The sequence below is a fragment of the Erythrobacter sp. S43 genome (genome assembly GCF_057364955.1).
This window is the reverse complement of record NZ_CP200285.1, coordinates 2132776-2145786: the sequence shown is the minus strand read 5'-3', so window position 1 is coordinate 2145786 and position 13011 is coordinate 2132776. Positions and strand designations below refer to the sequence as shown.

Below are 13011 nucleotides of genomic sequence, written 5' to 3'. Positions count from 1 at the left end.
ATTCTCGAAAGGGCCGCCGGAGCAATCCGGTGGCCCTTTTCTATTGTGCATCTGCTGGAAGCTTACCCGCGAAGTGCAAACGCGTGAGGAACTTCTCATGCGCATCAGACCAAATCCGCAACGCCTTGATAAATGTGCCATTGGTTAGCGCCGCACTGACGTGGCGCTCTGGCAGCCAAGGCTTGGCCGGACCGTTGAAGTGCAAAACCATAGCGTCTTCCAAGGCCAAATCCGCAACACCCCGCAAACGGCTTGAATGCAGGAGCATGCGATTGAAGCGTTGGTCCAGCAGCGAGACTGTGTTGCCAAACAGCTTGTACAACACAGCCTGATCGGTGTGATCAGAGCGCATCTGGTCCCAATGCTCCGGCTTTAACATGTCAAGGATAGCCGAGCAGGTTTCTTCATTGCGTATGCTTGGGCGCAGCACCATCAAGCCGGCGTTGAAGCTGTGGAGTTTGTCGGTCCCTGCGTCCCCTTCCCGCTCCTCCAACGTCACCGGATCCCGCCGATTGCCTTGCAACATCGCGCGGTCGGGAGCGGCCAGAATGGTGCCGCGCTCTGCCAGAATGGAACTAACATCACCCGTAAAGACGAGATCGCTGTCGAGGAACAGCATGTCTCCTTTCGCATCCAACCAGAACATAGACAGCGAATGAAAACGCGCGATGCGACCAGCAAGATGCGGTTGCTCTGCGGCAAGTTCATTAAGCGCTGATGCCAACTGCGCCGGCGGCGTTGCAAAGGTGACCTGCGGAAAAGCTGCCTGAAGACCAGCCCTTTCGCCATCATCGAGATCGCTCTGCACCAGCACAATATCGCCCTTGAACCAGCGGTTATGCGCCAGAAAACTATCCAGCATGACCCGCGTCCCCGGCAGAAAGCTGCGGCTGGTCACTGTGACAATGGTCAATGGCGCGCTTGTGTTGCTCACAGGTCGAGCAACTGCACGGCTAGGCGGAGATGCGCAACGCCCTTGGCCTGTTCCGGCTCCCGAATGGCGGCGCGCAAGCGTTCCATATCCAGCATACCGGCGCGTTCGAAGTCATCACGGTGTTCGATGTCTTCGCCAATTTCACGGAGCGCCGGGATCACCGCATCCTTCGCGCCCTGCACCCGCACGGGTTCGTATTTCGAGTGATTCAGACGCACTGTTTCGGGCAGTACACCCTTCATCATCTCACGGAACAGCCAGCGCCGAACACCGTCTCGCCAAAAGAGCTCCACCGGCACCGACAGTGCAAATTCAATCACCCGCCGATCGAGCATCGGGAAGGAGTATTGCAGGCCATACTGCTCCCCACTCTGCGCTAATGTCTCGATCCTCTCGTTCAAGCTGCCGCTTGCCAATCGATCAAGTTGGTGCTCTCTCGGTCCTCGTGCATGTGGTTTCCAAGAAGGCTCGATTTCGACGCGTGAAAGCAAATCAGGGTGCGCAAGTGTCTTCGCTAACTTTTGCGGGTTTGTTGTCTTGGGCTGGCGGATGAAGAATTCACGGAACGCCTGCAATACCCCCGCAGCAAACCCTCGCAAGCCGCCCTTTCGATCCAGTTTTGTGAGCGCACGAACATTCCCGCGCCGCGCGTGGTGGCTGGACATGAACTTGCCGTTGAAGGTCAGCAGTTCATCCCCACCAAAGCCGGACAGGATTAACCCGATGCCCTGATCTGCAGCTGCGCGCTGAATTCGGTCTTCATTGAACAGATTGCCGACATTGTAGTCCGCCGCCAGATCAAGCTTGAGAAGCCGCTTCGAATCCTCAACCGTCGGCTCTAAACCGCTGATTGGGATGCCCAGCTCGCTCTGCAGAGATGCAATCCAACCGCCCTCGCTGGTTGGCGCGTCCTTTTCACTCCATCTTTGCCAAGCGAAGCCTTGTGGGTCGGACAGTCCCTCTTCGCGCCTAAGCCGCGTGCAAGTTGCCGCAATAGCGCTCGAATCCAACCCACCGCTGGCATGGACCCCAATCAAGTCGGCATTCAACGAACGATCTTTGACGGCAGCAGCGAAGACTTCCCGGCCTCTCTCAACATAGGCTTCTGTGCTGGGCAGCTTGAGCGGCTCGGTGCGTTCGGGAAACCAGTACCGGCGCACCGTCTTGCGCCCTTGGCCCCATTCAACTGTATGGCCCGGTGGAACCTTGTGAATAGCGCTGCAGAGCGTTTCGCTGTGGCTCCAATGCATGAAGTCCACCAGCAAGTTAGCTGCAAGCGTCTCGTTCAGCGCGGGATGGCCACCCAAGTGATCAACCAATGCGCGCACCGAGCTGCTGAAAACCGGCTTTCCTTCAACCTCTGCGTAGAAAAGCGGGCGGGTGGCCATATGGTCCACGGCGGCGAACACCATGCCTGAGGACGTGTCCTCAACGACGAATCGGTAGTCACCATTCAGATGCGCGGAGAGTTCGCTGCTCCAGCGGCGATAACCGGCGAGCAGAAGGGCTGTATCCGAGCCGTTGGTGTCTATGGCCAGCGCATCGGCAAGTTTCTCACGGTCAAAAAGTGAAACCTGCGCGACAAGTGTGAGGTTCCTATCGCATACGACTTCACATTCAGCGAATTGTCCAACGCGGATCATGCGACTGCTCTAGCTATGAACCTTTTACCACAAAGAAAAACGGGCCCATCTAACGAAGAGCCCGTTTCAAAAATTTGTCTTTGAGCCCGTGGCGTCGCTCAAGAATCGTAAGTGACACCACTTTCGAAGCCCGCACCAGCATTGAATCCGGAGCGAGTTTCAGTAACGTTGGCTACAGCTTCAACGCGCGGCTCATTCCAAGCCTTCTTCGAAGTCTCTTTTTTCTGATCGGTCATTGTCTTCCCCATTGAAATGCTCCGCGACTTTTAACGGTCATATGACACTTGGCAACTCAATTTTCTAACAATTGCGAAAGGTCTTCGCCAAGGTTTGACACTATCCAAACTCGGTCATGCCACCAAGGCGTTCATTCAAACAACGCTGGCGTGGTTGAGCTCGACAAGTTTACCAAGAAACCCAAGTGTTTGCTGCTCGCACGTCGCTTCATCGACGTCATACTCCTCTAGCAGCTGCTTGCAGATCGCAGCGACGGAGGCTTTTCCGTCAATCAGCTCCCAAATGCGCGAGCCGACTTCCTCATACTGAAAATACTCACCGCGATCGATATCCATCAGCGCGGTGCCATCGCCAACATCGGCGAACAGCATCGTTTCATTCTGCACAACTACGCTTTCAAGCGTCAGGCTGTTGTTCTCTTGGCTCACACGCCATTCCCCAAATAATAATCGGACACCGCCAGCAACTTCAGGATGTATACATTGGTCCTGATTCCATCATGCTCAGAAGGATGCCGCCGCGAGTTTCACGAACATTAGCCAGCGCGTCCACGCGAGGTTCGTTCCATTCTTTCTTATGAGGCCCTGTGTCTCGATCAGTCATTGTTTTCCCCCAAATCGCTTACTCGACCGAATAGCCGAACCGATCCAAGATTGCACCATGATCCGCGACAATCCTGTCGATTTGGCCGCGGCTCAAAGCACGCGCACCATCGCCGCTTTGCCCCGATCGGAAGAAGACTCTTGTTTCGCTTGGCTTTTCGGAGAACCCATTCGCGTCCTCAACGTTCTTCAACCGATCAAACCGGCACGCTTCAACGGCATGGGCAACACCTTCAGGTGCAGTCTCGATGCCGCAGAACCCCGCCACTTTGGCCAATGACGCGTCGGGATCTGCCAACATATCCTCATACCGGATCACCAGCACCGGGAAGCCCGGATCGCTCACCCATCCTTCAACATGATTGCTCCATGAACTCATCAACTGAGGCAGGTTCGCGCCGCTGCGATTCTCCCACTGGTGCAAGGTGGCTCCGCTATCACCCATCCGCGCAATCACCTCGTCGATCGGCTTTGCATCGTGATGCGCGTAAGACACGGTCACATCGAGCGGATTGCGCACCAGATAGACCGCACCGGCGGTGGCCTCAGGCCCGAAAAGCGGGGTACCGTCGCCTGCGGCGATGATTGCAGCATGGGTCTTGGCAAGCTCGGGCGGTTCGGCCTCGCGCGAGACAGCGGCGAACAGCTTCGCTTGATACGGGACAAGCTCTTCAGGCGTCATCGTCATGGACGAGATCGCGGCGAAGTCATCGAGTAACTGTCGGTCAAACAGGTCCATGCCATAGGGCAGATTGCGCAGATCAAGCGGGCGGTCTGGCTCTCTCAAAGCCGCCAGCATGGATCGCAGCCATGTGTTGCCCGATTTGGGATAAGAACTGAGCCAAACGAGGCTGCGGCCAGGAGCGAAATCGGCCTTCATATGCCCAATGCGGCCAGTGCCTGCTTTGCGACGTCGACTGGTGGAATAGCAGTGCTTGGCCGTTCAAACCGCACCATCGGCACATCGCGCGCCAGCGTTGCAACGGCGCGGAACGCGAACGCTTCCAAGCCAAAGCTCTTCAGGAAGTTCTTGCGGTAAACCATCTGGCGCAAGGGTGCGATCCGCTGGGCCGGGTCGAGATGGGTGACCGAAGGCTCCACTCCATTACCGGCGACTATATGGATAATCCCGACTAAGGGCTCAGGTTCGCCGTGGAAGTTGTCTACAGGCACGTAATACTTCGCCATATCGGGCCGCACGCGGTCGAGCGTGGAGAAATTCGTTCCGGCGCGTTCTAGGACATCCTGCCACACTCGGACGGAAGGAAAGGCTGGAATAGCGAGCGGCGCGTCCCCCTCACTCACCAGCACTCCGGTGACGTCATCCACCATCATGGTGCAGCCGGCCTCGAGCAAGCCGGTCAGCGTTGTCGACTTGCCCGCACCCGATTTGCCCATGACAATCGCGGCACCTTTGTCGGTTTTCACGCAACAGGAATGGATCGGCAGTATTTCACGCTGGAGCAGGATAGCAGCCAAGCCCGTTCCCATGATGGTCGAGACGAGATGAAAGCCTTTGTCCCCTGCGAACCGTTCAAACGTGATCCGCCTGCCTTCTTCGACAAGCATGCGCCCTTCACCGAACAGCTCCAGAAACAAGCGGCCCGGTTCGGCCCGCCAATTGCGGAAATTGTCGCCTTCTATTGCGTCAGGATCCACCGGACCTTCTGCAATTGCCAGGTCCGCATCAGCGGCGGCGCGCTCAACCATGCCGGGAAGCGCAATCTCGCTAGCGATGGTCATTCCATAGGCGAAATAGTGGTGCATGGTGTGGCCGGATCAGGCGTCTGCTTCTTCGAAATCGCCTTCATAGACTTCGAAGATGAAGTGGATTCGGTCCTCGGCGCCGCCATTCACCACGCCGTGACGGGCGACATTGTTGACCTCGTAAGCGCGCCCTTCTGCCAAATGGGCTTGTTCGTCGGCGACCATAAACATCGCATCACTATTGGTGATCAGCGGCACGTGGATTTTGTGACAGCGCGGATCTCGACCCTGCCCCGTCCACATGCATGTCGATACTCGCACCTGCCGCCAGCCGCGCGAACATCGCCTTGGCAAAAACTGGTTTGCGGAAATCATAGGGCGCAATCGCCTGCTCTATCACAGGCTGAAGCAATCCACTCCAAGCCGCCCAGCCCGGATTGGAATAATGCACCGCCGGATTACGATTACCCTCAATAAAGCGCAGGATGATGTGCCGGGTGTGATGGAACACCTCGAAGTCATTTTCCTTGAGCGCGTCTTCGCGATTCCACGCCGTTTCCGATAGGCGCGCGACCATGGCCTTCAGCTTTGTGATGTCGACATCGCAAAGCTCACGGATCGTGCGCGGCTTCTTTACGCACGGCGGCAGTGGTGCTTCCTTCCCCATTGGCGGATTTGGTACCATTTGCGCATGCGGGGTCAATTGCCCGCTCCCCCAATATCGTATCCGAGTGGTTCGAATAGTTGGCGATGGGCAGAAAAAATGCGGGCTGCCGCGTTGATGTCCTCTTTGGAAAGGCGAGCGATCTGGTCCGCATTCATATTGCGCAGCGGTTCGTCATACTGGCCCTTCACCGCGAGGCGTTGGGACAAATCGAGGTCATCCAGTTCAGGCACCAACGCCTGAATCTTGCTCGCCATACTGCGAGGATCGGCACACAGTTCTTCATAAGTGAAGGCGCAGGAAATGTCAGCGTAGCGATCCCGGTTTTGGGCCTGCACCTCGAAACAGGTGACGATATGCCGCGCCACCGATTCGACCAGATCGGTGCGCGTTTCGAAGCGGCCTTGCGTCGCATAGCGGCGCACAATCCCCTCCATCATCGCAAACGGGTTTCGTACCATGAAGATGAAACGCGTGCCTACGAAATGCGTTCGCAACTGCTCGGCTATCAGCAGGAACGGCGGCGACTTTGTGAAGAACACCGGCGCATCCTCCCGCGCAGCATTCGCATGGTGATACCAAGTCTTTTCGATCCGCGGCCAATTGTACTCGCCCTCTTCAAACAAAGCCCGCGCTTCGGGTGCGCTTCCCCAAATCAGCGCCCAGTTTGATCCGCGCGTATGTGGGCCGGCAAATCCGAAGACGTGCTGCCCTTCTTTCTCGAAGCCCCAAACATGGTTCGAACGCTTGATCGCGTTGCCGAGAAAGGTCGAACCGCTGTTGTTGGGGCACAGCAGAAACAAGTGGGTGCGTATCGCGGCGCGGCGCGTCTCGATATCAGCGAGGCTCATGCCAGTGATCCCTTTCCCCAACCCTGCGAGGCGGAGCGTTAGGCGATTGCATTGCGCGAAACAAGCAAAGGCCATAGTCCTGTTTCATGACATCGCCCGAGCCAACCCTGTTTGCCAAAGCGCTGAGAAAGGCTCGCGCGGCGACGTCTAGACCTTTCGGTGTGACGCTTTTGACCGGATGCGCATGGTTGTTGCTCTGGCCCGCACGGCTGGCGGTGATGACCATCCCTTTGCGACATCTGGTCAAAGTGTTTGGCAAAGACCAAGGGGTCAGCCCCGCAATCCCTCTTGTAAACGAAGTCCAAACCAAGCGCGCACGCTGGGTAAAACAGGCGATTGCCACAGCGGTGCGATACAGCCCGGAATCGGCCAATTGTTACCCGCAGGCTTTGGTCGCACGGCTGTTTTTGCGGCTGTTCAAAGTGCCGCACGCATTGTCCTTCGGGATCCGCCGCGAACCGGACACCGACGCGCTGGACGCGCATGCGTGGGTAATGTCCGGATCTCTCGCGGTAACAGGCGGCCATTCTTTTGGCCGCTACACCGTGGTCCGCTCATTCCTGAGCGGACCCGGCGATTAGGTTTTAGCGGCCAAGGCCAGCGTCAACGATGTCTGAGCGGCCTGCGGTCACCAGTTGGGCGATCGTGGTCTTTGTGTCGCCGACATTCTGGCCCCACAGGCTGGCGAGACGCGCAGCGTCTTCGTAACTATAGCCAACTTCGCCCCATGCGCATTTGGCACCGCCTTCACGGGCGCGATCCAGATACCAAGGAACGTTGCTGATCAATCCAGCCTTGATCTTGCTGCCGATGAACAATTTTCCCTGATAGGCGTCCTGCGTGAAATACGCGCCGATCATCTGGGCGTCACAATAGGTGAAACCGGAATTGAAGAAGGTCGACAAAGCGGCTGACTGACGCTGCTCGTCATCGCTCGCGCTCGCCAGAGCCTGCGCAACGACCTTGGGCCTGCCAGCAGTGTAGTAGGCAGCAGCTTTGGTCTTGGCTTCCCAAGTGCTTGTTCCCCAATACCGGCCCAGCTTTTCAGCATCGCTGTAACTGTGTGGTAGATCCTGCCAGCCGCACTTGTTGCCCTGAGTGCGACTTTCACGCAGCATCAGCGGGATATTCGATCCAATGCCATTGGCGATTTTTTGACCAATGATGATCTTCCCGCCCCACGGATCGCGATCAAAAATCGCACCGATCAGCTTCGCATCACAGTAATTGTAAGTCGATGCGGCATAACGTTCGAAATCCGCCTGATCCTGCGCGCTCACAGGCGTCGCAATCGCCAGCGTTCCTGCCGAAGCGCTCATCAAAAGCGCCAATGCCATTTTCAATGATTTAGTTTTTGTAGCCATGATAATGACTCCCCCTTTGCTTTGTTGCCTCCACCAATCTGAGACCTACAGGCTGAACGGGGGCTTGCAAGAAATACTAGCGATTAGTCAGGAAACTTCTGACGTCGGGTGCGAGCGTAAGCGTGGCCAGCAAGCCATCAAACGTCTCCGGCACTGGCTCTGATCCTTCGTCGCACCAACGCAGCAGAGCCTCGAAAAACGCCGCGCAGGACAGGATTGTGCCAGTGTCCATCAGTCCCGGTAAAATGCGCACTTCGACGGTGTCTTTGCCGTCCGTCTGGTTGACCATGTTGACCAGATTGAAGTCGCAATACTTGGTGATGCCTGTGCCCAACAGTGTCGCGCGAACCTCGTCCCAGCTGTTGGTCAGGAAATCGGGCTTGGCCACCGCTTTGGCCAGTTCGGGAGGCCATCCACCCATCCGCACGCAATTGGCATTGGCCTGCATCAGCGTGCGCAATTCCATCGGGAACCGGCTGATGGTTTCGACAAAGCGTTTGATAAAGTGCGCCGAACGCAGTGGAGCGGCATCGAAATGGATGTGGGTTGCACTCTCTTTGGGTAGTGAGAAGCCAAGCGCGCGGGCATCTTCGAGCAACGTATCGAGCGCTGTATGATGATCGCTGGCGATGGGCGCCGTGACGAGCTCACAAGGCCGCTCGCGCTCACCTGGCAAGGGCGCACCGATTGCTATGGTGGCCCCGCGCGTGTCAGTCAGCTTCATCATGCCTTCGGGGTGGCTCTCAACTTCGACACCAAACAACACTGCAGCCGGGTCGAGCACCGTCTCGAGCGGCATCGTGGGGTCGCATTGCCGCTCCAGCAGCCGCAGCAGACGAGAATCGTCACTCACGATGCGATACCAATCGGGCTTGGGCCTCGCCTCTTTATCGAAGTCTGCCTGAAGCGTCAGATCATCGACGCAATCGCACACCCACGCGCCCTCGCTGTCCGTTACGCGATAACCGAGCGTAAGATTCTCGAAAATCGGGGTGCCGGGAACAGCCGAATGCTCGGACTCAGGGTGAAAAATGCGAGTGGCGGCACCGCCAATGCGGGCCGCCAACTTCTCTGCGAGCTCGCGCCGAGACGAACCCGGCGGAGCCATCATCTCAATCTCGAAGCCGACTTTCCAGTTTAAGTGCACTGTCATGGTCGGCTTCGATATCGTGTTGTTTACCTCGGCGCCATACGGATCGCGCCGTCGAGGCGGACATCTTCGCCGTTGAAGTAACCGGTCTCGATCATAGTCATGGCGAGACGCGCATATTCGTCCGGATTGCCAAGACGCTTGGGGAACGGAACGCTTGCAGCGAGCGCTTCTTTCACCTGCGGCGGTGCAGCATTCATCAGCGGGGTTTCGAAGATACCCGGCAGGATGGTGTTCACGCGGATGCCTTCGCGCATCAGATCGCGCGCGATGGGGAGCGTCATGCCAACCACGCCGCCCTTGGACGCAGAATATGCCGCCTGACCCATCTGGCCGTCTTCAGCAGCAACCGAAGCGGTGTTGACGATCGCGCCGCGCGCACCGTCTTCGTTGATCGGGTCAACGCTCATCATGCCTGCGGCCGATTTGGCGATGCAGCGGAACGTGCCGATCAGGTTGACCTGAATGACGAAGTCGAACGCGCTGATCGGGAAATGTTTGATCTCTCCGCTTTGCTTGTCGCGGCTGGCGGTTTTGATCGCGTTGCCGATGCCTGCGCAGTTGACGAGGATGCGCTCCTGGCCATGCGCCTCACGCGCCTTGGCGAAACCTGCGTCAACGTCTTCGTCGCTGGTCACATTGACCTTGCAGAAGATGCCGCCGATTTCGGCAGCCATCGCTTCGCCCTTCTCTTCATTCATGTCGAAGATGGCGACTTTTGCACCTTTGGCAGCCAGAGCGCGCGCAGTCGCAGCGCCAAGGCCCGATGCACCGCCGGTGACGACTGCGGGGGTATTTGCAGAAACTTCCATTATGATTTTCCTCTCAGATTGAAGGGCTTAGACCGATTCCACGATGGTTACGTTGGCGACACCGCCGCCTTCACACATCGTTTGCAGGCCGTATTTCTTGTCGTGACGCTTCAGCGCGTGGACCAGCGTCGCCATCAGTTTGGTGCCTGATGCGCCGAGCGGGTGACCCAGCGCAATTGCGCCGCCGTGTACGTTAAGCTTTTCGGGATCGGCACCAGTGTGCTTGAGCCATGCAAGCGGGACCGGAGCGAAGGCTTCGTTGACTTCATAAAGATCAATGTCTGCCATTTTCATACCGGCGCGTTCAAGGGCGCGATCGGTTGCAAACAGCGGTTCTTCAAGCATGATAACCGGATCACCCGCCGTCACGGTCAGGTTGTGAATGCGCGCCATGGGGGTAAGGTTATGCGCCTTCAACGCCTCTTCACTCACCACCAGAACTGCGCTCGAACCGTCGCAAATCTGACTAGCAGACGCAGCGGTGACCATGCCGTTGGGGTCGATCAGTTTGACGCCTGCAATCCCTTCGAAAGTCGCGTCAAAGCGGATGCCTTCATCCACCGTGTGCATCTCAACGCCTTCAGGTGTTTCCACTTCGACGGGCACAATCTCGTTCTCAAACGCTCCCGCCTCGGTCGCGCTGATGGCACGTTTGTGACTTTCCAGAGCAAACTGGTCGAGCTCGTCCTTGCTCATGCCATGCTTCTTGGCGATCATCTCTGCGCCCATGAACTGGCTGAACTGCACGCCAGGATACTTCGCTTGGATGTCGGGCGACATGTAGTGGCCAAGACCTTCCTTCATGTGGAAGGTTGCGTTCGAGCCCATTGGCACGCGGCTCATGCTTTCAACGCCGCTGGCGATAACAACATCTTGCGTGCCGCTCATCACGGCTTGGGCAGCGAATTGAATAGCCTGCTGAGAGGAACCGCACTGGCGATCAATCGAAACTGCCGGAGTCGACTGCGGCAGAAGCTTGGAAGCCAGCACGCCCATGCGGCCAACCTGCATCGCCTGCTCACCCGCCTGCGTGACACAGCCAGTCACAACATCGTCAACCGCGTTGGGATCGATCCCGCTGCGCTCGACCACCGCATCAAGCGACTTGGCGAGCAGATCAACAGGGTGAACGCCAGCGAGACGACCGCCGCGGCGGCCTCCAGCAGTGCGAACGGCATCGACGATATAGGCTGTGGCCATGGGGGGCATCCTCTCGTTTACGTAAACGTTGCTCTCTGCAACCGACCTATGGGAGCCAGAGGAGCAAATCAAGCGAACAAAACGGCGATTTGAAGCCAATCGCCCTTGCCCACCGCCTTGCGCCGGTTATCACCTGTACCGGACGGGAGACATTGAGGCCGATGATCGGACTTTCGCCAGAGGACTGGTACGACAAAGCGCGCGCAGCCACCCAGATGGGTGATCCGATGGGGGCGCTCAACGCCTTACAAAGCGGGCTGGCTGCCCACCCCAAATCTGCGTTGCTCGAACATGCGGCTGGCAGCGTCCTTATGATGCAGGGACGTCCGGACGTGGCGGCGGAGCATTTCGGGAGAGCTCATTCTCTAGAGCCCAAAAACTTTGATCATGCCGTAGATCAGGCAATCGCGCTGACCGAGTCGGGCCACAATTCCGTAGCGCTGGCCGTTTTGACCAAGGTGGAGAAGAAAGCCGCGCGCTATGCACACTACTGCTCCACCCGCGCCAATGCGGAACGCGGCGCTGGCAACGGAGCAAAAGCTGCCGTTTGGTATGACCGGGCTCTCAAAATTGAACCAGAACGGCCCAAGGCTCTGGTGGGCCGAGCCAACGTCGCGCTCGAACGCGGCGAAAGCAGCGCCGTGAAGCGGTTCGACAAGGCGCTGTCGGTCGATCCGGGCAATCCGATGGTCCAGATGGGCAAAGCGCAAGCCTTGGAGATGGCGGGCGATTTTGACGCCGCGATCGAACAGCTGGATCGGGTCACAGCCACCCATCCGCAGCTCACCGATGCCCTGCATTTGAAAGCGCAATTGCGCCATGCGCGCGGGGAAGAGGAGTTTGCGTCTCACTACGCCGAAGCGATGAAGCGTGCACCGGAGGATTCGAATATCCCATCGAGTTGGTGCATCGCGCTCACCGGTATGGACCGAGAGGAAGAGGCGGTGGAGGTCGCTGCGCACGCCCGCACCGCCTTCCCAAATGAACCTCATTTCGCGATGCTCGAGGCGGTCTATGCCGGGGCAGCAGGAGACCAAGCACGCGCGAACGCAATCTTCGAAAGTGGTTCTGCAGCGGGAAATGACTGCGATGTCCACCACGCCCGGCACCTCGTGCGCCAAGGCGAATTTGATCGTGCTGAGGCATTGCTGGAGCACTTTCTGATCGACAAGCCCGACAGCATCGATGGCTGGTCGCTGCGCGGGATCGTGTGGCGCTTGCTGGACGATCCGCGCACCGACTGGCTGCACGAACAGGCTGGGATGGTAGAACTGATACCGCTTAATGCGCGCTCTGGCCTGATCGACAAGGCCGCGCGGTCTTTGCGCAAGCTTCATGAGGCTTCGACAATGCACCTCGGACAAGCCCTGCGCGGCGGCACGCAAACTCGCGGCGCACTGTTCCAGCGCGCGGACCCGGCGCTCGCCGAGCTGCATGAGACGGCCCGAAAGGCCTTGCAGCGATACCGCGCCGGATTGTCAGATCAGGACGGGACCCACCCACTCCTTCGCCATCTTGATACGCCATGGCGGATCACGGGTGCTTGGTCCGTCCGCATGACCGGAGATGGCGGACATCATCGTTCGCACATCCATCCGGAAGGCATCGTCTCAAGTGCGCTCTATCTGGTGGTCCCCGACGAGGTTCAAGACGAAGGGCAGCGTGGATGGCTCGAACTCGGGCGGCCACCGGCGGACCTCGGCCTCGATCTGCCTCCCCTGCGCGTGATCCAACCACAGGCAGGGCATCTCGCGCTGTTCCCATCTACGCTTTATCACAACACCACCCCGTTCGAGACTGCGGAGAGGTTGACTGTGGCGTTCGACGTTGCCGCCGAACCCCGCTAA

15 protein-coding genes are annotated in these 13011 nt (G+C 58.1%); 2 read left to right on the top strand and 13 right to left on the bottom strand.

What is annotated here, in order from left to right; translation table 11 throughout:
- Window positions 1-40 precede the first annotated feature (40 nt).
- The 9 genes from AC0V6K_RS10420 to AC0V6K_RS10380 form a co-directional block, all read right to left on the bottom strand.
- Window positions 41-934 carry a glycosyltransferase family 8 protein gene (locus tag AC0V6K_RS10420; RefSeq protein ID WP_472621961.1) on the bottom strand — a complete coding sequence of 298 codons (894 nt, stop codon included), beginning with the start codon at window positions 932-934 and terminating at the stop codon, window positions 41-43.
- The gene (locus AC0V6K_RS10415) at window positions 931-2577 is read right to left on the bottom strand and encodes an asparagine synthase-related protein (RefSeq protein ID WP_472621959.1); all 1647 of its coding nucleotides are present in this window, start codon (window positions 2575-2577) and stop codon (window positions 931-933) included. The genes AC0V6K_RS10420 and AC0V6K_RS10415 overlap by 4 nt, the downstream gene beginning before the upstream one ends.
- Before the next feature lie 98 nt (window positions 2578-2675).
- Entirely contained in the window at window positions 2676-2813 is a 138-nt protein-coding gene (locus tag AC0V6K_RS10410; RefSeq protein ID WP_472621957.1) for a hypothetical protein, read from the bottom strand.
- A gap of 135 nt (window positions 2814-2948) precedes the next feature.
- Window positions 2949-3242, bottom strand: a complete 294-nt coding sequence (locus AC0V6K_RS10405; RefSeq protein WP_472621955.1) for a PqqD family peptide modification chaperone — start codon at window positions 3240-3242, stop codon at window positions 2949-2951.
- Window positions 3243-3435: 193 nt separating this feature from the next.
- A complete protein-coding gene (locus AC0V6K_RS10400; RefSeq protein WP_472621953.1) occupies window positions 3436-4296 on the bottom strand; it encodes a sulfotransferase domain-containing protein in 861 nt (286 codons plus the stop codon).
- Window positions 4293-5183, bottom strand: coding sequence for a phosphoenolpyruvate carboxykinase (ATP) (locus AC0V6K_RS10395; RefSeq protein ID WP_486172633.1), 891 nt, complete (start codon window positions 5181-5183; stop codon window positions 4293-4295). The genes AC0V6K_RS10400 and AC0V6K_RS10395 overlap by 4 nt, the downstream gene beginning before the upstream one ends.
- A gap of 12 nt (window positions 5184-5195) precedes the next feature.
- The gene (locus tag AC0V6K_RS10390) at window positions 5196-5381 is read right to left on the bottom strand and encodes an aspartyl/asparaginyl beta-hydroxylase domain-containing protein (protein WP_486172632.1); all 186 of its coding nucleotides are present in this window, start codon (window positions 5379-5381) and stop codon (window positions 5196-5198) included.
- Window positions 5362-5790, bottom strand: coding sequence for a hypothetical protein (locus AC0V6K_RS10385; protein ID WP_472621947.1), 429 nt, complete (start codon window positions 5788-5790; stop codon window positions 5362-5364). Before AC0V6K_RS10385 ends, AC0V6K_RS10390 begins: the two co-directional genes overlap by 20 nt.
- A gap of 32 nt (window positions 5791-5822) precedes the next feature.
- On the bottom strand, window positions 5823-6638 hold the full coding sequence (locus tag AC0V6K_RS10380) for a sulfotransferase (protein ID WP_472621945.1): 816 nt from the start codon (window positions 6636-6638) through the stop codon (window positions 5823-5825).
- 86 nt (window positions 6639-6724) lie between these two features.
- Between AC0V6K_RS10380 and AC0V6K_RS10375 the strand changes: the two genes are divergently transcribed.
- Window positions 6725-7219 carry a lasso peptide biosynthesis B2 protein gene (locus AC0V6K_RS10375; protein ID WP_472621943.1) on the top strand — a complete coding sequence of 165 codons (495 nt, stop codon included), beginning with the start codon at window positions 6725-6727 and terminating at the stop codon, window positions 7217-7219.
- A gap of 3 nt (window positions 7220-7222) precedes the next feature.
- Here AC0V6K_RS10375 and AC0V6K_RS10370 read toward each other — a convergent pair whose 3' ends face one another.
- The 4 genes from AC0V6K_RS10370 to AC0V6K_RS10355 all read right to left on the bottom strand — a co-directional run bounded on the left by AC0V6K_RS10370 (window position 7223) and on the right by AC0V6K_RS10355 (window position 11164).
- A complete protein-coding gene (locus AC0V6K_RS10370) occupies window positions 7223-8002 on the bottom strand; it encodes a hypothetical protein (RefSeq protein WP_472621941.1) in 780 nt (259 codons plus the stop codon).
- Window positions 8003-8078: 76 nt separating this feature from the next.
- The gene (locus AC0V6K_RS10365) at window positions 8079-9155 is read right to left on the bottom strand and encodes an amidoligase family protein (RefSeq protein ID WP_472621939.1); all 1077 of its coding nucleotides are present in this window, start codon (window positions 9153-9155) and stop codon (window positions 8079-8081) included.
- 23 nt (window positions 9156-9178) lie between these two features.
- Window positions 9179-9964, bottom strand: coding sequence for an SDR family NAD(P)-dependent oxidoreductase (locus AC0V6K_RS10360; RefSeq protein ID WP_472621937.1), 786 nt, complete (start codon window positions 9962-9964; stop codon window positions 9179-9181).
- A 27-nt stretch (window positions 9965-9991) separates the two neighbouring features.
- Window positions 9992-11164: an acetyl-CoA C-acetyltransferase gene (locus AC0V6K_RS10355; RefSeq protein ID WP_472621935.1), complete on the bottom strand. Its 1173-nt coding sequence runs from the start codon at window positions 11162-11164 to the stop codon at window positions 9992-9994.
- A 161-nt stretch (window positions 11165-11325) separates the two neighbouring features.
- Here AC0V6K_RS10355 and AC0V6K_RS10350 point away from each other — a divergent pair, with 161 nt between their 5' ends.
- Complete coding sequence (locus tag AC0V6K_RS10350) at window positions 11326-13011, top strand: 2OG-Fe(II) oxygenase family protein (RefSeq protein ID WP_472621933.1); 1686 nt, start codon at window positions 11326-11328, stop codon at window positions 13009-13011.